This is a genomic window from Brevibacterium litoralis (assembly GCF_040212315.1).
Taxonomy (GTDB): domain Bacteria; phylum Actinomycetota; class Actinomycetes; order Actinomycetales; family Brevibacteriaceae; genus Brevibacterium; species Brevibacterium litoralis.
This window is the reverse complement of the sequence record NZ_JBDIUY010000037.1, coordinates 26,009-46,064: the sequence shown is the minus strand read 5'-3', so window position 1 is coordinate 46,064 and position 20,056 is coordinate 26,009. Positions and strand designations below refer to the sequence as shown.

The window sequence follows — 20,056 nt, the reverse complement described above, 5'->3', positions numbered from 1 at the left end:
GAGCGCACGTGTCGATGCGACTGTTGCTCACCGTCGTCGGGCCCGATTCCGTCCCCCACGACCTGGCGGTCGACTGCGAGGAGGGGACGACGCTCGCCCAGGTCCTGCCCGTCCTCGGCGAGGCCGCCGGGGTCCCGATCGAACCCGGGCACCCCGCCTCGCGCCTGTTCCTCGGGTCGACCCCGCTCGACCTCACACGTCCCGTCGAGGACTCCCCGGTGCGCAACGGGGCCGTCGTCGGGCTGGGACGCCCCGTCCCGGACCTCGGCACCGAACCCGGCGGGACGCTGGAACTGCGGATCACTTCGGGCGCGGGGGCCGGCACCGTCCACCGACTGACGGTCGGGTCCTGGACGATCGGCGCCGACCCGCTGGACACGGTGCGGCTCGACGACCCGTGGATCACCTCGACCGCGGTGCAGGTGGACGTGCGTGGGGACGGTGCGGTCGTCGTGACACCGGCCGACGAGTACGTGGGCGTCACCCGACCGGCGCCCTACCGCAGGCGCCCGCTCGACGGGCCGATCCTCATCCCGGTGCCGCCGACCAAGACCTACGGCACCGGGCGTAAGGCGAAGAAGGAGCGGAAACAGGACCAGCGGATCGGGCTGGAGTCCGTCCACACGGAGGTCGAACCGGACGCGCCGGTGCCGCTGCTGCACGTCGCGCGGGTGCCGCTGACCGCCGCCCGGTTCCTGGAACCCGGGGCGGCACTGGCCGTCGGGGACACCCTGCTCGAACTCACTTACGTCGCCCCGCCCGACGCGCAGCTCACACCCACACCGCACGCGGTCGAACTCGACTACAACCGGCCGCCGCGTCTGCTCCCGCCGGAGAGGCCCACCCAGTTCTCGTACCCGAAGGAACCGGCCAAGCCGCAGCGCTACACGTTCCCGTGGCCCATGATCGTCGCCCCGGTCGTCATGGGTCTGGCCATGTTCCTCATCTTCGACCGCTGGTACATGCTCCTGTTCGTCGTGCTCTCCCCGCTCATGGCGATCTTCAACATGGTGCAGAACCGGACGACGAGTGCCCGGCGGTACCGGGACCAGCTCGCGGAGTTCCGCAGACGCCGACGGAAGGTCCAGGAGGACGCCTTCCGCGCGCTGTTGGAGGAGAGCAGCGCCCGGCGGCACGACCACATGGACCCCGCGCAGGTGCACCTCACCGCGCTCGGACCCCGGGCCCGGCTGTGGGAACGCCGACCCACGGACCCGGACTGGCTGCACCTGCGGGTCGGGACGACCGACGCGCTCAGTGAGATCACCATCAAGGACCCCGCGCGCGAGGTGCACGAGTCCGATCTCGTGTGGACCGCCCCGGACGTCCCCGTCGTCGTCGAACTCCCCGAGTACGGGGTCGTCGGACTGGCCGGACCGGGACCGGCCCGCCGGGCGCTCGCCGCGTGGCTGCTCGGGCAGACGGCCGTGCTCCACTCCCCGGGCGAGGTGGAGATCCGGGTGGCCGCCGACCGGGCCACGGACTCCGACTGGAACTGGGTCCGGTGGTTGCCGCACGTGCGCGCGGGCGAGGACGAGGACGGCCTGGCGCTCGTCGGAACCGACGAGGACAGCCTGTACCGGTTGTTCGGCGCGCTCGGATCCCTCGTGTCCGCCCGCGTCGAGGAGGCCGGCGGGGCCGGTGGGTTCGGCGGCGGGATCGGGTCCGGTGGGTCCCGTGGCCCCGGGTTCTCCCCGGTCGTCGTGTTCGTCGAGGACGCCGCCCGCCTGCGCCTGCTGCCCGGTGCGGTCTCCCTGCTGCGCTCGGGGCCCGCGGTCGGGGTGTACTTCGTGTGCATGGACGACGACGTCCGTCGGCTGCCGGAGGAGTGCCGGGCCGTCGTGAGCACCGACGGGCGGTCGACGACCCTGGAACGCACCGGCCGGGAGTCCGTCGACTCCATCCGGCCCGATCTCGTGGGGCCCGCCTGGTGCGAACGGGTGGCCCGGGCGCTCGCCCCGATCCGCGACGTGAGCGTCGAGGGGGAAGGCGGGGCGATCCCGTCGAGTTCCCGCCTGCTCGACGTCCTCCACCTCGATCCGCCCGCGCCCGGCGGGATCGCCGGCCGGTGGGCGATGGCACCCCGGACGACCCGGGCCGTCATCGGCGAGGCGGCGGACGGTCCCTTCGGCCTCGACATCTCCCGGGACGGGCCGCACGGCCTGGTCGCCGGCACCACCGGCTCCGGTAAGTCGGAGCTGCTCCAGTCGATCATCGCCTCGCTCGCGGTGGGCAACCGGCCCGACGAGTTCACCTTCGTCCTCATCGACTACAAGGGTGGCGCGGCCTTCAAGGACTGCGCCCACCTGCCCCACACCGTCGGCATGGTCACCGACCTCGACGGGCACCTCACCACGCGGGCGCTCGCCAGCCTGGGCGCCGAGCTGCGGCGGCGTGAGCACCTGCTGAACGACGCCGGGGCCAAGGACATCGAGGAGTACACGGCACAGCGGGACGCCGGGAGGAACCCGACGGACGAACCGATGGCCCGCCTGCTCATCGTCATCGACGAGTTCGCCGCCCTCGTGGCGGAGCTGCCGGACTTCGTCACCGGTCTCGTCGACATCGCCCGCCGGGGTCGGTCCCTCGGTGTGCACCTCATCCTCGCGACCCAGCGACCCAGCGGTGTCGTGAGCGCGGAGATCCGCTCGAACACGAACCTGCGGATCGCCCTGCGGGTCACCGACACCGGCGACAGCTCCGACGTCATCGACTCGCACCTGGCCGCCCAGATCCCCAAGTCGCTGCCCGGGCGGGCCTATGTGCGCTCCGGGGCCGGTGCCCTCGTACAGATGCAGTCGGCCCGTGTGGGTGGACGCCCCGTCGACGTCGACCGGGCCCCGGCGGTGTCCGCGACCGCCCTGCACTGGACGACGCTCGCCCGTCCGGCCGAGCAGGCCGCTGAGGTGGAGGAGGACGTCACGATCCCCACCGACCTCGCCTCGCTCGTGGGCGCACTCCGGGAGGCCTCCGACGGGATCGAACCACCACCGACCCCCTGGTTGCCGCCGCTGCCCGACCTCGTGGCGATCGACGAGGTGTACGCCCGGTTCGACCGGGAGGAGATCCGGCGGACGCTCAGGATCCCCTTCGGCATGGTCGATCTGCCGCACGCGCAGAGCCGCGAGGTCCTCACCTACGACCTCGCGAAGGACGCGAACACCGCCTTCGTCTCCCAGCCCCGGATGGGACGGTCCTCGGTGCTGCGCACGGTGGCCGGCGTGATCGCCGACTCCCTGTCCGTCCGCGACGTCCACATCCACGCCGTCGACTGCGGCAACAACGCCATGCTGCCCCTGCAGTCCCTGCCGCACGTCGGATCGGTCGTCACCCGTGACCAGCCCGACCGGCTGTCCCGGCTCACCGCCAAGTTCCGCTCCGAGCTCACCCGCCGTCAGGAACTGCTCGCCGTCCAGGGGTACGCGGACATCGAGGAACAGCGGAAGGCCGTGCCCGCGGACGAACGCCTGCCCTACGTGGTCGTCCTCCTCGACCGCTGGGAGGGGTTCCAGGCGGCCTTCGGTAGCCTCGACTCCGGTGCCCTGCTCGACGCCTGGACGCTGCTGTTCCAGGAAGCCGCCTCCGTCGGATTCCGGTTCCTCGTCTCCAGCGACCGGAGCATCCAGGGCGGCCGGACCGGCATGCTCTTCGAGGACCGGTACATCATGAACACCGGTGATCCGGGCGACTACCGGGCCGCCGGCATGAACGCCAAGCAGGTGCCCACCCACGTGCCGCCGGGCCGGGCCTTCCGGACGGGCGGCAACGCGGAGGAGATCCAGTTCGCGCTGCTGAGCCCCGACCCCGAGGGCACCGCCCAGGTCCGCGAGATCCAGCGGATCGGCCGCGCGGCGTCCGCCCGCGAGGACGGGCTGCCCGGTAAGTTCCGGCCCTTCCGGGTCGACCAGCTCCCGGGGCGGATCCGCTACGCCGAGGCGCTCGAACTCGGCACCGATGTGGCCGGCACCCCGGCTGCCGCGGACCCCTCGGTGTTCCCGGTGGCCGTGGGCGGCGACATGCTCGCCTTCGCCACGCTCAGCGCGGTCGAGGACGGTCCGACCTTCATGGTGCTCGGCCCCCGCAAGAGCGGTCGGTCGAACACCCTCCAGGTCATGCTCGCCCACCTGCGGGAACACGGGTACCGGATCCTCTACGTGCTGCCGCGGACCTCGCCCCTGGCCGCCTACGCCGACGACCCGTCGACCTTCGCGGTGCTGAGCCCGGACATGGACAAGACGGAGGGCAAGCCGGTCTTCGAGGAGTTCGCGGAGCTCACGAAGGACCGGGCCAACCGGACGGCTCTCGTCATCGACGACATGGAACTGCTGGGCAACGACGGCTGGATCGTCGAGGGGGTCGACGCCCAGACCAAGGTCGTCCGCGACTCCGAGAGCTTCGTCGTCGGCGCCGGGACGACCTCCGAGGTCGGGTCCTCCTTCCGCGGTCCGGCCGTGGCGCTGAAGAAGTCCCGGTCCGGCATCCTCCTCAATCCCGAGGCGCCCGGCGACGGCGACATCTTCGGCACCCGCCTGCCCCGGTCCATCGGTGCCGGCGGTGGCAACAAGGGGCGTGCCGTCGTGTTCCGGGCCGGGCAGTGGAGCCCCGGTCAGGTGCCGCAGTTCGAGTGACGGTTCGGCGGATGTGTCGGATCCGGAACACATGTGTCCGGCCGGGAATGCCCGAGTTTCCCGGCATGTCATCTTGGTGTGATCGGATGGTCCTCGGTGCCCCGGGGAAGCCGGGACGGTCCCGGGCACGCAGACCCTCGTACTTCTCGTGAAAGGATCCGACATGACCGTCGGCGCAGAGCTCGTCACCCTCAGCAACCTCTACGACACGTTCAACAACAACGCCCAGCAGGCCCAGACGGTGAAGTCGGCCGTCGCCACGGCGCTGGAGAACTCCGTGTGGACCGGTAACTTCTCCGATCAGTTCCGCGAGGACTGGATGACCTACCAGAAGAACCTCAACACCCTGTCGGACGCGCTCACCGACGCCGCGCGCAACGTCGCGATCAACCACAACAACATCGCGGCCGCGACGGGCGAGGAGGACCACCTCAACGAGTCGCCGTCCTACTCCCCGGAGCCGGACTACGCCGCCTGAGGCACCCGAGCTCCTACTCAGGAGCCGAGAGGGCACATATCGTCGGATTCCTGACTCGGATCCGACGATATGTGCCCTCTCGGCTTCGGAAGCTCCAGGGGAGTGGCTCAGCGGCCGAACAGGCGCTTGAGGAAGCCCTTCTTCTTCGGCTTGTCGTCGCCGTCCTTCGTGTCCTCGGCCTTCGTCGGCGCGGGCGGCGTCGGTTCGGGGCGCGGCTCCGGAGTCGGCGCTTCCGCCGCGGGTTCCGGCCGGGGCGTGACGGGTGCGGTCTCCGCTGCGGGCGCCTCGGCGGCAGGCTCCGGGTGCTCGACCGCGGGTTCCGGCTGCGGGGCGGGCGCCTCGGCGGCGGGCTCCGGCTCTCGAGTGGGCACTTCCTCCTGTCGAGTGGGCGCCTCTTCCACCGACACCTCGAAGGGGACGAAGGGCTCCGGCGTGGCCGGGAGGCCTTCCACGAGATCCTCGTACTGCGCGATGACGGTGGGGGAGCCCGGCAACTGCATCGCGGCGTTCACCACGCGGTTCTGCGCGTCGAAGGTGAGGTCCGCGGAGCCGTCGGAGGCGAGGATCCGCACCTTCGACGCACCCTCCTCACCCTCGTCGAGCTCGATGTCGACGACGGGGAACCGGCGCAGGCGCCCGTAGTGGAAGACCGCCGCACGGTGGTCGGAGACCGCCGTGAGCTGGATGCCCATCGCGATCGAGCGGACGAGCGTCTGGATGGTCGGGGTGCCGAGCAGCGTGCCGGGACCCTGGACGAGCAGCCAGGCCGTCGTGCCGCCACCGGCCGGGGCCGGGTAGTGCGTCCACAGGTTCGTGGCGACCTTGGCGGCGAGCACCAGGCGCAGGCACTCGTCCTCGTCGACGGTGAGCTCCGCCGTCGTGAGCTCGGCGATGCCGTGCTCCTGCCCCAGGTCACGGGTGCGCTCGGAACCGGCGACGACCGGGGCGGGGAACTCGCTGATGTTGTCCCAGCCCCAGCGCCAGGTCCCGCGGGTGCGACCGCGACCGCCCCTGCCACCGGCGGAGCCCGCGGCGAACCCGCCACCGGTTCCACCCTCGACGACCTGGCTCGCCACGAAGTGCGGCCGCGTGACGAGGGGGCTCACCCCCTCGTGCTCGACCTGGAAGGTGAGCGTGGGACGGTCACCGAAGTCGACGTCCCAGCGGGGTGGGTTGCCGTCCTCGTCGGCGATCACCGCACCGAAGGCGGACTGCGCCTCGGTGGACAGGAAGACGGCCTGGTCGACGAGGTCCTGGAGGGTCTGACTCATGCCTCCCAGCCTACCCGGGCCCCGGTCTGGACGACCGTGCCCCGCCACCTCGGGAGGTGACGGGGCACGGGGTGTGGGGCGCCTCGGCGGGCGCCGGGCCCGTTCAGGCCGGCAGGTGGTTCAGGCCAGGAGAGACGTGAGGACGGAGACGAAGATGCCCTGTCCGTCCAGGCCGGTGCGCAGACCCGAGGCGGTGTCGGGGCCGAAGCCCGCCTCGACGGCGTGCTCGGGGTGGGGCATGAGGCCCACGACGTTGCCCATCGGGTTCGTGATGCCCGCGATGTCGCGGCGCGACCCGTTGGGGTTGACGCCGACGTAGCGGAAGACGACGCGGCCGGACTCCTCCAGCTCGTCGAGCACGTACTCGTCGGCCATGTAGCCGCCCTCGCCGTTCTTCAGCGGGATGAGGATCTCCTCGTCCTGCTCGAAGGCGTTCGTCCAGGCGGTGCGGGTGTTCTCCACGCGCAGCACCTGGTCACGGCACACGAACTGCTGGTGGTCGTTGCGGATGAGGCCGCCGGGAAGCAGGTGCGCCTCGCACAGGACCTGGAAGCCGTTGCAGATGCCGAGGACCGGCATGCCGCCGTTGGCCGCGTCGATGACGGCGTCCATGATCGGGGCGAACCGGGCGATGGCGCCCGCGCGCAAATAGTCCCCGTAGCTGAAGCCACCGGGCAGGACCACGGCGTCGACACCGGACAGGTCCGCGTCCGCGTGCCACAGGTTGACCGCCTGGGCACCGGACAGGCGCACGGCACGCGCGGCGTCACGGTCGTCGAGGGTGCCGGGGAAGGTGACGACGCCGACCTTGAGGGCGTCGGCGCCGGGCACGATCTCCTCGGCCTGCGGGGCACCGATGAGCTGCGTGGCGGTCACCGGGCCACCTCGGCGGCGTTCGCGGTGACCTTCCCGGACCCGTCCTCGACACGGACGGCGACGACGTCCTCGATGACGGGGTTGGACAGGAGGGTGGTGGCGGCCTCACGGACCTGCTCGAGGAGGGCCTCGGTGGCCTCGCCCTCGACCTCGATCTCGAAGCGCTTGCCCTGACGCACGCTCGTCAGATCGGTGAATCCGAGCCGGGTGAGGCCCGATCCGATCGCCTTCCCCTGGGGGTCCAGGATCTCCGGCTTGGGCATGACCTCCACGACGACACGTGCCATGTTGTTCAGGTTTCCCTTCAAGTGGTGAGAACGCTCGGCAGAGAGTCTACCGGAGCACGTGAGCCCGCTCCCGGGGTGCCCCGCAGGGCGCCGCGGGAGCGGGCTCCGAGTGCCCAGTGGACGGTTCAGGCGAACGGGAACGGGGTCCCGGTGATGCGTTCGAAGGCCTCGACGTAGCGGGCGCGGGTCCTCTCGACGATCTCGGCCGGGAGTTCCGGCGGGGTCGCGTCGGAGGCCTTGTCCCAGCCGGAGTCCGGGCCGGTGAGCCAGTCGCGCACGAACTGCTTGTCGAAGCTCGCCTGGGCACGGCCGGGTGCGTAGTCGCCGGCGTCCCAGAAGCGCGAGGAATCGGGGGTGAGGACCTCGTCGGCGAGCACGATGGTCCCGTCGGCGTCGCGGCCGAACTCGAACTTCGTGTCGGCGAGCACGATGCCGCGCTCCCGGGCGATCTGCTCGGCGCGCGTGTAGATCTCCAGGGTGAGGTCCCGCAGGCGCGCGGCGTCCTCGGCCCCCAGGATCTCGCTCGCCCGGGCGAAGTCGATGTTCTCGTCGTGGTCGCCGAGCTCCGCCTTCGTCGCCGGGGTGAAGATCGCGGGCTCGATGCGGTCGGACTCGTCCATGCCCGCGGGCAGGGTGTTGCCGCAGACCGCGCCGGTCGCCCGGTAGTCGGCCAGGCCCGAGCCGGTGAGGTAGCCACGAGCCACGCACTCGACGGGGAACATGGTGAGCGGTTTGCAGATCATGCCGCGGCCGGCGACGGCGGTGGGCACCTCGGCGTCGGGGATCACGTGGTTGCCCACGAGGTCGCTCAGCTGGTCGAACCACCACATGCTCAGGCCCGTGAGGACCGCGCCCTTGTCCGGGATGCCGGGGGAGAGCACGTGGTCGTAGGCGGAGACCCGGTCGGAGGCGACCATGAGGATCTTCTCCGCGTCGGCCATGCCGGTCGCGCCCTCGGGTACGTAGATGTCGCGGACCTTGCCGGAGTAGACGTGGGTCCAGCCCGGGAGGTCGTAATCCGGGGCGGGGATCGTGGGGGTCGGCATGTCAGGCGTCCTCTCCTGCTGCCGAGGCGCCCGTTGCGTCGGCCCCGGTCGCGGCGCCGGCGTACCCGGCGGGCACGGTGACCCGGCCCTCGGCGGCGGCCAGGGCGATGTCGGTGCGGTGCTGAACGCCCGGCCAGTCGATGAGGTCGACGGCCTCGTAGGCCTTCGCCCGTGCCTGATCGAGGCTCGCGCCGCGTGCGACGACGGAGAGCACACGCCCGCCTGCGGTGAGGATCTGGCCGGCCTCCGCGGAGTCCTCCGCGCCCGTCGAGGTGCCCGCGTGGAGCACCTGGATGCCGTCGAGGGCGGCCGCCTCCTCGAGCCCGGCGATCGGGTCGCCCTTGCGCGGGGTCTCGGGATAGTTCTCGGCGGCGAGGACGACCGTGACGGCGTGGTCGTCCAACCACCGCAGCGGCTCGATCTCGGCCAGGCGGCCCTCGGCGGCGGCGAGCATCACCTGGGCGAGCGGCGATTCCAGGCGGGCGAGGACCGACTGGGTCTCCGGGTCGCCGAACCGGACGTTGAACTCGACGACCTGCAGGCCGTGGGAGGTGAGGGCCAGGCCGCAGTAGAGCAGCCCGGAGAACGGGGTGCCGCGGCGGGCCATCTCGTCGACGACCGGCTGGGCGACGCGGGCGACGATGTCCTCGACCATGCCGTCGGGCGCCCAGGGCAGGGGCGAGTAGGCGCCCATGCCGCCGGTGTTCGGGCCCTCGTCGTCGTCGAAGATCCGCTTGAAGTCCTGGGCGGGCTCCAGCGGGACGGCGGTCGTGCCGTCACACAGGACGAAGAGGCTGACCTCGGGGCCGTCGAGGTAGGACTCGATGACGACCCGGTCGGAGACGGACAGGCAGGATTCGGCGTGGGCGAGAGCGGTGGCGCGGTCCTCGGTCACGACGACGCCCTTGCCGGCGGCCAGTCCGTCGGCCTTGACGACGTAGGGGGCGCCGAAGCGGTCGAGGGCGGCGGCCGCGTCCTCCGGGGTGGTGGCCGCGACGGCGGTTGCGGTCGGGACACCGGCGGCCTCCATGACCTCCTTGGCGAAGGCCTTGGAGCCCTCGAGCTCCGCTGCGGCCTTCGAGGGGCCGAAGACCGGGAAGCTCGCCTCGCGCAGGGCGTCGGAGACACCGGCGACGAGCGGGGCCTCCGGGCCGACGACGACGAGGTCGACGTCGAGTTCCTCGGCGAGTGCCGTGACGGCGGCGGGATCCGTGGCGTCGACCGGCCGGGTCTCACACTCCAGGCCGATGCCGGGGTTGCCGGGGGCGGCGATGACCGCCTCGACCCGGGGATCACGGGAAAGAGCAGCGACGAGGGCGTGTTCGCGGGCGCCCGGCCCGATGACGAGTACCTTCACGCGCCCCAGGATAGTGGGAGGGCCCACGTCCGCGGACCGCTGGGGAGTGCGCGGGGGAGTCGGGAGGACGGGGCGCCTCGACAGCGGGGGATGTGATCTTGGCATGATTATTCATTGATGTGCATGAAATATCTGGACGTGAGGCCGTCCTTGCGGGTAGATTCCCCCTCGTGTCCAAAGTATTGAGCTCCCTGCCCGTCGGTGAACGTGTCGGCATCGCTTTCTCCGGAGGTCTCGACACCTCCGTCGCGGTCGCCTGGATGCGTGAGAACGGCGCCATTCCCTGCACCTACACGGCCGACATCGGCCAGTACGACGAACCGGACATCGAGTCCGTGCCCGGCCGCGCCGGCCAGTACGGTTCCGAGCTGTCCCGCCTCGTCGACGCGAAGACCGCCCTCGTGGAGGAAGGCTTCGTCGCGCTCCAGTGCGGCGCCTTCCACATCCGCTCCGGCGGCAAGACCTACTTCAACACGACGCCCATCGGCCGTGCCGTCACCGGCACGCTCCTGGTGCGCGCCATGAAGGAGGACGGCGTCGACATCTGGGGCGACGGCTCCACCTACAAGGGCAACGACATCGAGCGGTTCTACCGCTACGGCCTCATGGCCAACCCGAACCTGCGGATCTACAAGCCCTGGCTCGACTCGACCTTCGTGTCCGAGCTCGGCGGCCGCCAGGAGATGAGCGAGTGGCTCACCGCACGCGGATTCCCGTACCGCGACTCCGCGGAGAAGGCCTACTCGACGGACGCGAACATCTGGGGCGCGACCCACGAGGCGAAGAAGCTCGAGGACCTCGACGTGGGCCTCGACCTCGTCGAGCCGATCATGGGTGTCCCCGCCTGGCGTGAGGACGTCGAGGTGCCCACCGAGGAGGTGTCCGTCCGGTTCGAGGCCGGCCGCCCTGTCGCGATCAACGGCGTCGAGTACTCCGACCCGGTGGCGCTCGTCTACGAGGCGAACGCGATCGGTGGCCGTCACGGCCTGGGCGTGTCCGACCAGATCGAGAACCGGATCATCGAGGCGAAGTCCCGCGGCATCTACGAGGCCCCGGGCATGGCGCTCCTCCACATCACGTACGAGCGGCTGCTCAACGCGATCCACAACGAGGACACCGTCGCGAACTACCACGAGGAGGGCCGTCGCCTGGGCCGCCTCATGTACGAGGGCCGCTGGCTCGACCCGCAGTCGCTCATGCTGCGCGAGTCGCTGGTGCGGTGGGTCGCCTCGGCGGTCACAGGTGAGGTCACGCTGCGGCTGCGTCGCGGCGACGACTACACGATCCTCGACACCACCGGCCCGAACCTCAGCTACGCGGCCGAGAAGCTGTCCATGGAGCGTGTGGTCAACGCCGCCTTCGGTCCGGACGACCGGATCGGCCAGCTCACCATGCGCAACCTCGACATCGCGGACTCCCGTGAGCGGCTGGAGCAGTACTTCGGCAAGGGCCTCATCGGTGGTGCCACCGGTGAGCTCGTCGGTGAGCTGCAGGTCGGCGAGGCGGAGAAGATTCGCGGCGGCGAGGCCGAGCTCGACGAGGAGGGTCGCAAGCGCGATCTGAGCGGCGAGTACGCCGCCTTCGACACCGGCACGGACTGAGGTCCACGCACGGCGCGTCATCGAGGTGGCACGTATGGTCGGATCTCTTCCTTGGATCCGACCATACGTGCCACCTCGATCGTGTTCCGGGGGTCCGGTCCTAGGCTGGAGGGTATGAGTTCCCTCGACATCCCCTCCCTCGAATCCCTTCCCACGACGGCGACCGGGACCGCGTCCGCCGAGATCGCCGTGATCGAACGCTCCGGCTTCGTCGAGTCGCGTCATCTGGGCTCGGCCGTCGTCCTCGACCCGACCGGGGCGCCTCTCGTGCGGGTCGGCGCGCCCGAGGTGCCCGTCTACTCCCGCTCCTGTCTCAAGCCGCTCCAGGCGCTCGCCTGTCTTGACGCGGGGGCGCCGCTCACCGGAGAGGCGGCGGTGCTCGCGAGTGCCTCGCACAAGTCGGAGGCCGGGCACGTGGCCGCCGTCCGGGGGATCCTCGACGCGGCCGGGCTCGACGCCTCGGCGCTGAAGTGCCCCGCGGTGCTGCCGGCCGACCGGGCCTTCCGCGAGGAGGTCGTCGCGCGGGCCGAGGTCGAGGGTACGGAGGCATCAGCGGGTGCGCCCGCGGGTGCCTCGCCCCTGTACTTCAACTGTTCCGGCAAGCACGCGGCCTTCCTGTCGGCCTGCGTGGCGAACGGCTGGGACACGGACGACTACCTCGACCCGGACTCCCCGCTGCAGCAGCACGTGGCGCGGGTGGTGGAGCGGTACACCGGTGCACCCTCCGACCACGTGGGCGTCGACGGGTGCGGCGCCCCCGTCCACGCGATGCCGCTCGACCGGCTGGCCCGGGGCGTGCAGGCGGTGGCGACCGGGGTGACGGAGAACGCGGCACTCCTGCGCGACGCGATCCTCGCGCACCCCTGGGCGATCGAGGGGCACGGGCGGCCGAACTCGGTGGCGATCGAGGAACTCGGCATCGTCGCGAAGTTCGGTGCCGAGGGCGTCATGGTGATGGCGACACCGGCCGGGTGGTCCGTGGCCGTCAAGTGCCTTGACGGGTCGAACCGGGCGACGACGATGGTCGCCCTCCACCTGCTCGCGGGCTCCGGTGCCCTCGACGCCGAGGCGGTCGCCCCGGTGCTGGAGCGCCTGGACGTCCCGGTGACCGGCGGTACGGACGCCGCGGGCGCGACGGCGATCGTCGGCCGCATGCTCCCCGGCGCCGGAGTCGTGGCCGCCCTCCGCTGAGTGTGGTGAGCACAGCGAGCGATTGAGAGCGGTGAGTGCGAGGTCGGTGGCGGATCCGAGGAGTGCATCTGCCATTCAGCTCGCTCTCGACGGGTGGTGAGGCGCGGCGGAGCTGATTGCCGGGCTACGATGCCGGGCATGGCTGTACGACGCAGGATCGACCCCGCCGACGGACGCGCGGCGGTGGAGCGCTGGGGCTCGGCGCGCACCTCGGGAGCCGCACCGGTGGACCGCCGGACCGTGGCGACGGCCGTGCGCTTCTCCCTGGAGGAACTGGCCGAGCGGCACGAGGGGAACTCCGTCGAGGTGCGCGTCCCGCCCTTCGGCGTCACCCAGTGCATCGAAGGGCCGCGGCACACGCGCGGGACCCCGCCCAATGTCATCGAGACCGACCCCGAGACGTGGCTGCGGATCGTCACCGGTGACCTTGCCTTCGCGACCGCCGTGGCCGAGGCGCGCGTGACCGCCTCCGGCACCCGCGCCGACCTGAGCGCGCAGACACCGCTCTTCTGATCCGGGTCCGGGGCCGCGCAGGTCACGGATTCCTGGGACCGGGCCGGGTGGGCCGCCGATTAGAATGGCCGGGCACGTTCTCAGTACTGCCGGACCCGGAAGGACGCATGGCACACACAACCCGGAGGACCGTCGAGGTCTCCGTGCGCAGCAGCCCCAAGTACTCGGTCTTCGTGGGCCTGGGTATCGTCCTCGGATTGCTCGTGGCGCTCGCCGTCTGGGGCCTCACCGCCCTCGGCGTCGTCGAGCCCGACCTCACGGATCCCTCGGCCGCGCAGTCCTACGCCTCGGGTTCCTCGCTGTGGCTGCTCATGGTGCTCTCCGCGGTGTTCTTCGGGTTCGTGGGCGCAATCGTCGCCCTCGTGCTCGACCGCCGCAGCGTCAAGCGGGCCCGCACCTACGAGGTGCCCGCCGAGTACCGCGAGTATCGGGTCGTCCAGCCCGACCCCGAGGACGAGGTGCAGGTCGTGAAGGCCGTGCCGGTGCAGGACGCGGACGGTGCAGCCGAGGAGGACGCGGCAGAGGACGACACGGGTGGTGTCGAGGGGCAGGGCGCCTCGGCGGCGGACCCGGAGGACGGCACGGACTCGCAGGGCGGCTCGGACGGCCGTTCCACTGTCTGACTCTGACCCCAACACCGGTGTGTGACCCGTCATACACCGGCCGTTCGCCCCGCGTTTCCTGTGGAACAATGAGGCGTGTGGCACGCGCGGATGGTCTACTGACTCACGAAATCGAACCCGGCGACAAGAAACCGCAGGACGAATGCGGTGTCTTCGGCATCTGGGCCCAGGGCGAGGACGTCGCCAAACTCACCTACTTCGGGCTCTACGCCCTGCAGCACCGCGGGCAGGAGTCCGCCGGTATCGCGACCAGCAACGGTGAGCAGATCCTCGTCTACCGGGACATGGGACTCGTGTCGCAGGTCTTCGACGAGAAGGATCTGGAGACGCTGCCGGGGCACATCGCGATCGGGCACACGCGGTACTCGACGACCGGTTCGCCCATGTGGGCCAACGCCCAGCCGACGCTCGGGCCCACCCCCTGGGGCACCCTGGCGCTCGCCCACAACGGCAACCTCACGAACTTCGAGGAACTCGAGGCCATGGCGGACGAGCGCCGCCCGGCCCGGGACACCGTCGTCCGCGAGCACACGCAGAAGGAGGGGCGTACCCGCCCCTACCGCGACTCGACGAACGACACCTCACTCGTCACCGAGCTGTTCGCCTCCGGTCAGACCGGCTCGCTCACGGACGAGGCCCTCGACCTCTTCCCCAGGCTCGTGGGCGCGTTCAGTTTCGCGTTCATGGACGAGAACACCCTCTACGCCGCGCGCGACAAGCACGGCGTGCGCCCGCTGTCGCTCGGCCGGCTGGAGCACGGGTGGGTGGTCGCCTCCGAGACCGCGGCCCTCGACATCGTCGGTGCGAGCTTCGTCCGTGACGTCGAGCCCGGTGAGCTCATCGCCATCGACGAGGACGGCCTGCGCTCCTACAAGTTCGCCGATCCGGCACCCGCCCGCTGCGTGTTCGAGCACGTCTACCTGGCGCGTCCGGACTCCGTGATCGACGGTCGCCTGGTGCACGCCTCCCGTGCGGAGATGGGCCGGGTCCTCGCCCGCGAACATCCCGTCGAGGCCGACATGGTCATGGCGACGCCCGAGTCCGGAACACCTGCGGCCGTGGGCTATGCGGAGGAGTCCGGGATCCCCTTCGGCCAGGGCCTCATGAAGAACGCCTACGTGGGCCGGACCTTCATCCAGCCCTCGCAGACGCTGCGGCAGCAGGGCATCCGGCTGAAGCTCAACCCGCTCAAGGAGAACATCCGCGGCAAGCGGCTGGTCGTCGTCGACGACTCGATCGTGCGCGGCAACACCCAGCGGGCGCTCGTGAAGATGCTGCGCGAGGCCGGCGCGAAGGAGATCCACATCCGGATCTCCTCCCCGCCGGTCAAGTGGCCGTGCTTCTACGGCATCGACTTCGCCACGCGCGCGGAGCTGATCGCCAACGGGCTGACCTCCGAGGAGATCTGCACGTCGCTCGGCGCCGACTCGCTCGGATACATCTCCGTCGACGGCATGATCGAGGCGACCCGCCAGCCGGCCGCCTCCCTGTGCACCGCCTGCTTCACGGGTGAGTATCCGATCCCCGTGCCGAACGACCCTGCCCTGTCGCTCGAGAGGAGCTGCTGAGAAGTGACCGACGTGAATGGTGCCGCTGTGAATGGTGCTGCCGAGTCCGGTGCGGGCGCCGGGACGACCTATGCCGCCGCCGGTGTCGACGTCGAGGCCGGTGACAAGGCCGTCGAACTCATGAAGTCCGCGGTCTCCGCGACCCACAACCGCCACGTGTTCGGCGGGACCGGCGGGTTCGCGGGCCTGTTCGACGTGTCCTTCCTCAAGGACTACGAGCAGCCGCTGCTGGCCACCTCGACCGACGGCGTGGGCACCAAGGTGGCCATCGCCCAGGCCCTCGACATCCACGACACGATCGGGTACGACCTCGTGGGCATGGTCGTCGACGACATCGTCGTGGCCGGCGCCAAGCCGCTGTTCATGACCGACTACATCGCCTGTGGGCACGTGGTCCCCGAGCGGATCGCCGACATCGTCCGCGGTATCGCGGAGGCCTGCGCCTCGGCCGACGTCGCGCTCGTCGGAGGCGAGACCGCCGAACACCCCGGTCTGCTCGGTGAGCACGAGTACGACGTCGCCGGTGCCGCCACCGGTGTCATCGATGCGAAGAACCTGCTGGGCGCCGAGAAGGTGCGTGCCGGAGACGTCCTCGTCGCCCTGCCGTCCTCCGGTCTGCACTCCAACGGGTACTCGCTGGTGCGCCGGATCATCGCCGACGCCGGGTGGGCCCTCGACCGGGAGGTCCCCGAGTTCGGGCGCACCCTCGGCGAGGAGATCCTCACTCCGACGACGGTCTACAGCGGACCGCTGCTCGACGTGCTCGACAAGCACTCCGGCGCCGTCCACTCGATGTCTCACGTGACCGGCGGTGGCCTGTCCGCCAACGTGGCCCGCGTGCTGCCGCAGGGTGTGCTCGCCCGGATGCGCCGCTCCACGTGGACCGTGCCGAGCGTCTTCGAGGTGCTGGGTGACCTGGGCGGCGTCCCGCGCGCCGACCGCGAGCGCACGTGGAACCTGGGTGTCGGCATGGTGCTCGTCGTCGATGCGGACTCCGCGGACGCCGTGGTGGCCGACTTCGACGGTGCGTGGGTCCTCGGCGAGGTCGTCACGGACGATCGCTCGCACGCCCGTGACGAGTACTACGTCCAGGGCGCCAAGGGCGTCGACGGTGGCGCCGCGATCCTCCTGGACTGAGCCCGACGCCGCCCGAACCCCGGCACCCCGCCGCTTCTGAAGCGACCCGCCGGCGCGACTCTCCGCTGCCGAGGCGCCCCGACCTCGGGTGCCCGCCCGTCGGCTCGCAAACCGCCCCGATATCGTCTGCAACCCCCGATATGTTCTGACATATCCAGGGCCTCAGACGATATCGGGGCGGTTCGGGTCGGTGGAGGATGCCGGGGAGACGACTGCGGCCCGGACTCGTCGAGAGTCCGGGCCGCAGTCGAAGCGAGGGAGTGCGTCAACGACCGTCCTGGTCGTCGTCCTCCTCGACGTCGTAGTCGGCGTACTTGTCGGCGTACTCCGAGTAGTCGGGGTCCTCGTCATAAGGATCAACCGAAGACCCGTGATCGGAGGACTCACCGCCCAGCTCTTTCTGGAGTGCACCGAGGTCGGTGTCCGGGCTGTAGTACTTGAGCTTCCGGGCTACCTTGATCTGCTTCGCCTTCGCGCGGCCGCGACCCACAGGTGTGACCCCCTCCGTGTCGTCCCGGGGCGGGGATGAGTGGTCTGAAGTCGTTCCCTTCTCAGGGCCCCGGGTTTCGTCTTAAGTCAATCGTGCTGTGATCTTACCGTGCGTACTGGTGTGTTTCCATTCGCGCGCGGTGAACGGGGACGCGGATCACTCTCGGCGTCCCGCCATGTGGACGGGTGATTGGATGGCGGGACGGGTGCCTCGGCGGCGGTGGGAGGTGGCGGGGGCGTGAACATCCCGTGAGCATCCGGGTGCGGGAGCCCGGCCGGGCGCCCCTGAGCCGTGGGCGAACACGGGCACGGGCGCGGAACGCCCCCGTTATCCTGGGCGAATGGTCTACAGGCGGAGCTTCGAAGTCGTGTTGCGGGTGTACGAACCCCTTGTGGTGCATCCCGAGTACACGGGATTCCCGGTGAGCGACAACCGGGAGAAGATCGAGGCGCTCGTCTCCGCGGACGCGGACTCCCGACTCATCAGTCTGCCGCCGGACCCGATCGCCGATTCCTACCGCGGCACCCCCGTGTTCCTCACGGCCGAGGACGTGGGCGACGACTTCAACCGGGTGAGCCCGGTGCAGGACGACATCCGCTCCTGGCACTCATTCGACGCGCTCGAGGAGGAGCTGCCGCGCACCGACATCGACCTCGTGGTCCCGAAGGCCTCCCGGCGCCGGGCGCAGGCGCTGCGTGCCGAATGGGCCAACGAGGACCCCGACACCCGGGTGTTCGCACGGACCGGGTCCTGGGACGTCAACCCCGTCTGGTGGCTGGCCGTCGACCCGAGCGAGGACGAGGTCATCGAGTCCGAGGACACCGACGGCACCCCGCGGGTGTTCGTGCGTACGCCCGTCCTCACCGCCTCGGCGCGGGTGGACTGGGCGCACGACGTCATGAAGGAGAAGTCCAAGCTGGCCGGGGTCGTCGAGACGACCGGCGTGCTCGCGCAGTGGCTCGACGACTTCGACATGAACTCCGTCCTGGAGCTCGACCTCGGCGGGATGTCGGACGTGCTGTGGCCGGACACCGGTGCGGACCTCGTCCACCAGTGGATCGACGCGCTCGACCAGGACGACCGGGAGGCCGCGATCGCCGCCTTCCAGCAGTACACGCAGCGCTGGGAGCGGATCATGCTCTACTCGCGGTCGAGCTGAGGCCGGGCCGATGGCGTACCTGACTCCGCGCGGCGACCACACCGCGGAGATCGAGATCAAGCGATCGCGGTTCATCGCCCGCGTCGCGCACGTGGAGACCGAGGAACAGGCCCGCGCGGTCGTCGAGGAGGAGCGGTCCGCCCACCCCAAGGCCCGTCACCACTGCAGCGCCTTCGTCCTCGACCCCGATTCCCGCACGCAGCGCTCCAGCGACGACGGCGAACCCTCCGGGACCGCGGGCATCCCCATGCTCGAGGTGCTCACCGGCCACGGCCTCACCTACGCCGTCGCGGTCGTCACGCGGTACTTCGGCGGTACCCTGCTCGGGGCCGGGGGACTGGTCCGTGCCTACGGCGGTGCCGTGTCCGCGGCGCTCGACGGGATGGAGGTCGACGAGCGCGAACTCCTCGTCCCGGTGACCGTCGACCTCGACTACTCGGTGGCCGCCGGCCTCACCGTCACAGCAGAACAGCGCGGGTGGAAGGTCGTCGACAGCGAGTACGGGGCCTCGGTCGTGCACACGATCGCCGTACCCCCGGACGACGTCGAGGCGCTCGTCGCGGTCCTCGCCGACGCCTCCGCGGGTGCCGCCGAGCCTGCGATCGGGACGGCGACGTACCACTGAGGGCAGGGCGGCGTTCCAGTCAGTCGAGGGTGGCGATCTTGGCGACCTGCGCGTTGGCGAGCATGACGAGGTCGCCGGGACGGATCTCGATCTCCAGTCCACGCTTGCCGGCGGACACGTAGATGGTGTCGTGGTCCTCGGCGGAGCGGTCGACGACGACGGGCGTGGTCGAGCGTTGGCCGAAGGGGCTCACGCCACCGGTCACGTACCCGGTGCGGCGTTCGGTCTCGGCGATGCCGGCGAGTTGGGCCTTCTTGCCGCCGCGGGCCGCCGCGAGCGCCTTGAGGTCGAGCTGCCCGGTGACGGGTACGAGCGCGTTGACAGGTTCGCCGTCGACGAGGATGAAGAGGGTCTTGAAGACGCGGTGGCCGTCGACGCCCAGTTTGTCGGCCGCCTCGGAGCCGTACCGGCGCGTCGAGGGGTCGTGCTCGAAGTCGTGGACGGTGTAGTCGACTCCGGCCATGGTGAGTACCCGGAGCGCCGGCGTGGACGCCGCCTGGGTGGAACGTACTGCTACTGACACTGTGCCTCCTGCCCCGTGGGTCCCGTGGAGGGGTGGTCGGCGCGCGGCCGGCCCCTCGTGCCGTCCGTGGTCGCGCTCGGTGTCGAGGCGGCCGGCGGCCGTGGTTGTCGGTCCGAGGACGATCCACGGTCGGTGTACGGGGCGGGTATTCGTTTCCGGTGGTCGAAGTGGCCCGGCCCGTGGGTCCGGGATCGTTCACTCTTGCAGGGAACTGTAGGTGATACTCCGCTAATGGGACAAAAATCACAGGGGCCTGAGAAAGGCTGTGTGCGGCCTGGTGAGGGCTGTGGCTCGGCGGTGGTGGGTTTCGGCGGTGGTGGGAACTCAGCCCCAGCCGAGTTCGTGCAGGCGGTCGTCGTCGATGCCGTAGTGATGGGCGATCTCGTGGACGATCGTCACCATGATCTCCTCGTAGAGGTGGTCGAGGTCCTCGGCGAAGGCGACGAGGTTGTTCTTGAACAGGAAGATCGTGTCCGGCGGGACGAAGCCGAAGGAGCCGTCGCGTTCGGTGAGCGGGATACCGTCGTAGACGCCCAGGAGATCGGGTTCCTCGGGCGGGGGATCGTCGGCGACGAAGAGCGCGACGTTGTCCATGTGGTCGACGACGCCCTGGGGGAGGTTCTCCATCGCCTCGTCCACGAGGGTCTCGAAGGTCGCGTCGTCGATTGGGTCCACGGGGGACA

At 70.6% G+C, this 20,056-nt stretch carries 18 protein-coding genes; 10 read left to right on the top strand and 8 right to left on the bottom strand.

All coding sequences use genetic code 11. The features are described 5' to 3' along the window. Positions 1-14 precede the first annotated feature (14 nt). Positions 15-4,628, top strand: coding sequence for an FtsK/SpoIIIE domain-containing protein (locus AAD496_RS13010; protein WP_349829303.1), 4,614 nt, complete (start codon positions 15-17; stop codon positions 4,626-4,628). Positions 4,629-4,791: 163 nt separating this feature from the next. Further along, complete coding sequence (locus AAD496_RS13005) at positions 4,792-5,106, top strand: hypothetical protein (protein ID WP_349829227.1); 315 nt, start codon at positions 4,792-4,794, stop codon at positions 5,104-5,106. Positions 5,107-5,213: 107 nt separating this feature from the next. On the opposite strand, the gene AAD496_RS13000 is transcribed toward AAD496_RS13005, so the two are convergent. The 5 genes from AAD496_RS13000 to purD all read right to left on the bottom strand — a co-directional run bounded on the left by AAD496_RS13000 (position 5,214) and on the right by purD (position 9,943). Further along, positions 5,214-6,377, bottom strand: coding sequence for a DUF6882 domain-containing protein (locus tag AAD496_RS13000; RefSeq protein WP_349829226.1), 1,164 nt, complete (start codon positions 6,375-6,377; stop codon positions 5,214-5,216). 120 nt (positions 6,378-6,497) lie between these two features. Further along, complete coding sequence (gene purQ, locus AAD496_RS12995; RefSeq protein ID WP_349829302.1) at positions 6,498-7,235, bottom strand: phosphoribosylformylglycinamidine synthase subunit PurQ; 738 nt, start codon at positions 7,233-7,235, stop codon at positions 6,498-6,500. Positions 7,236-7,249: 14 nt separating this feature from the next. Then, entirely contained in the window at positions 7,250-7,540 is a 291-nt protein-coding gene (purS, locus tag AAD496_RS12990) for a phosphoribosylformylglycinamidine synthase subunit PurS (protein WP_349829225.1), read from the bottom strand. Between the two features lie 125 nt (positions 7,541-7,665). Continuing rightward, positions 7,666-8,586 carry a phosphoribosylaminoimidazolesuccinocarboxamide synthase gene (locus tag AAD496_RS12985; RefSeq protein ID WP_349829223.1) on the bottom strand — a complete coding sequence of 307 codons (921 nt, stop codon included), beginning with the start codon at positions 8,584-8,586 and terminating at the stop codon, positions 7,666-7,668. A gap of 1 nt (position 8,587) precedes the next feature. Further along, positions 8,588-9,943: a phosphoribosylamine--glycine ligase gene (gene purD, locus AAD496_RS12980; protein WP_349829222.1), complete on the bottom strand. Its 1,356-nt coding sequence runs from the start codon at positions 9,941-9,943 to the stop codon at positions 8,588-8,590. Positions 9,944-10,113: 170 nt separating this feature from the next. Between purD and argG the strand changes: the two genes are divergently transcribed. The 6 genes from argG to purM all read left to right on the top strand — a co-directional run bounded on the left by argG (position 10,114) and on the right by purM (position 16,576). Next, positions 10,114-11,544 (top strand): argininosuccinate synthase, encoded by a 1,431-nt coding sequence (gene argG, locus AAD496_RS12975; protein ID WP_349829221.1) that lies wholly within the window; start codon positions 10,114-10,116, stop codon positions 11,542-11,544. A gap of 114 nt (positions 11,545-11,658) precedes the next feature. Then, on the top strand, positions 11,659-12,735 hold the full coding sequence (locus tag AAD496_RS12970) for an asparaginase (RefSeq protein WP_349829219.1): 1,077 nt from the start codon (positions 11,659-11,661) through the stop codon (positions 12,733-12,735). A 138-nt stretch (positions 12,736-12,873) separates the two neighbouring features. Further along, the gene (locus AAD496_RS12965; protein ID WP_349829218.1) at positions 12,874-13,248 is read left to right on the top strand and encodes a sterol carrier family protein; all 375 of its coding nucleotides are present in this window, start codon (positions 12,874-12,876) and stop codon (positions 13,246-13,248) included. 107 nt (positions 13,249-13,355) lie between these two features. Next, positions 13,356-13,871: a hypothetical protein gene (locus tag AAD496_RS12960; RefSeq protein WP_349829217.1), complete on the top strand. Its 516-nt coding sequence runs from the start codon at positions 13,356-13,358 to the stop codon at positions 13,869-13,871. 77 nt (positions 13,872-13,948) lie between these two features. Beyond that, entirely contained in the window at positions 13,949-15,439 is a 1,491-nt protein-coding gene (gene purF, locus AAD496_RS12955; RefSeq protein WP_349829216.1) for an amidophosphoribosyltransferase, read from the top strand. Between the two features lie 3 nt (positions 15,440-15,442). Then, positions 15,443-16,576, top strand: coding sequence for a phosphoribosylformylglycinamidine cyclo-ligase (purM, locus tag AAD496_RS12950; RefSeq protein WP_433913771.1), 1,134 nt, complete (start codon positions 15,443-15,445; stop codon positions 16,574-16,576). A gap of 265 nt (positions 16,577-16,841) precedes the next feature. On the opposite strand, the gene AAD496_RS12945 is transcribed toward purM, so the two are convergent. Continuing rightward, the gene (locus AAD496_RS12945; RefSeq protein ID WP_349829215.1) at positions 16,842-17,066 is read right to left on the bottom strand and encodes a DUF3073 domain-containing protein; all 225 of its coding nucleotides are present in this window, start codon (positions 17,064-17,066) and stop codon (positions 16,842-16,844) included. Between the two features lie 340 nt (positions 17,067-17,406). Here AAD496_RS12945 and AAD496_RS12940 point away from each other — a divergent pair, with 340 nt between their 5' ends. Together AAD496_RS12940 and AAD496_RS12935 are read left to right on the top strand one after the other, a co-directional pair. Then, on the top strand, positions 17,407-18,225 hold the full coding sequence (locus tag AAD496_RS12940) for a DUF8083 family protein (protein WP_349829214.1): 819 nt from the start codon (positions 17,407-17,409) through the stop codon (positions 18,223-18,225). Positions 18,226-18,235: 10 nt separating this feature from the next. After that, positions 18,236-18,850, top strand: a complete 615-nt coding sequence (locus AAD496_RS12935; protein ID WP_349829213.1) for a YigZ family protein — start codon at positions 18,236-18,238, stop codon at positions 18,848-18,850. 19 nt (positions 18,851-18,869) lie between these two features. Here the strand turns inward: AAD496_RS12935 and ybaK are convergent, their stop codons facing one another. Both ybaK and AAD496_RS12925 read right to left on the bottom strand, forming a co-directional pair. Beyond that, positions 18,870-19,373: a Cys-tRNA(Pro) deacylase gene (ybaK, locus tag AAD496_RS12930; protein WP_349829212.1), complete on the bottom strand. Its 504-nt coding sequence runs from the start codon at positions 19,371-19,373 to the stop codon at positions 18,870-18,872. Between the two features lie 324 nt (positions 19,374-19,697). Continuing rightward, positions 19,698-20,048 carry a metallopeptidase family protein gene (locus AAD496_RS12925; RefSeq protein WP_349829211.1) on the bottom strand — a complete coding sequence of 117 codons (351 nt, stop codon included), beginning with the start codon at positions 20,046-20,048 and terminating at the stop codon, positions 19,698-19,700. Positions 20,049-20,056 lie beyond the last annotated feature (8 nt).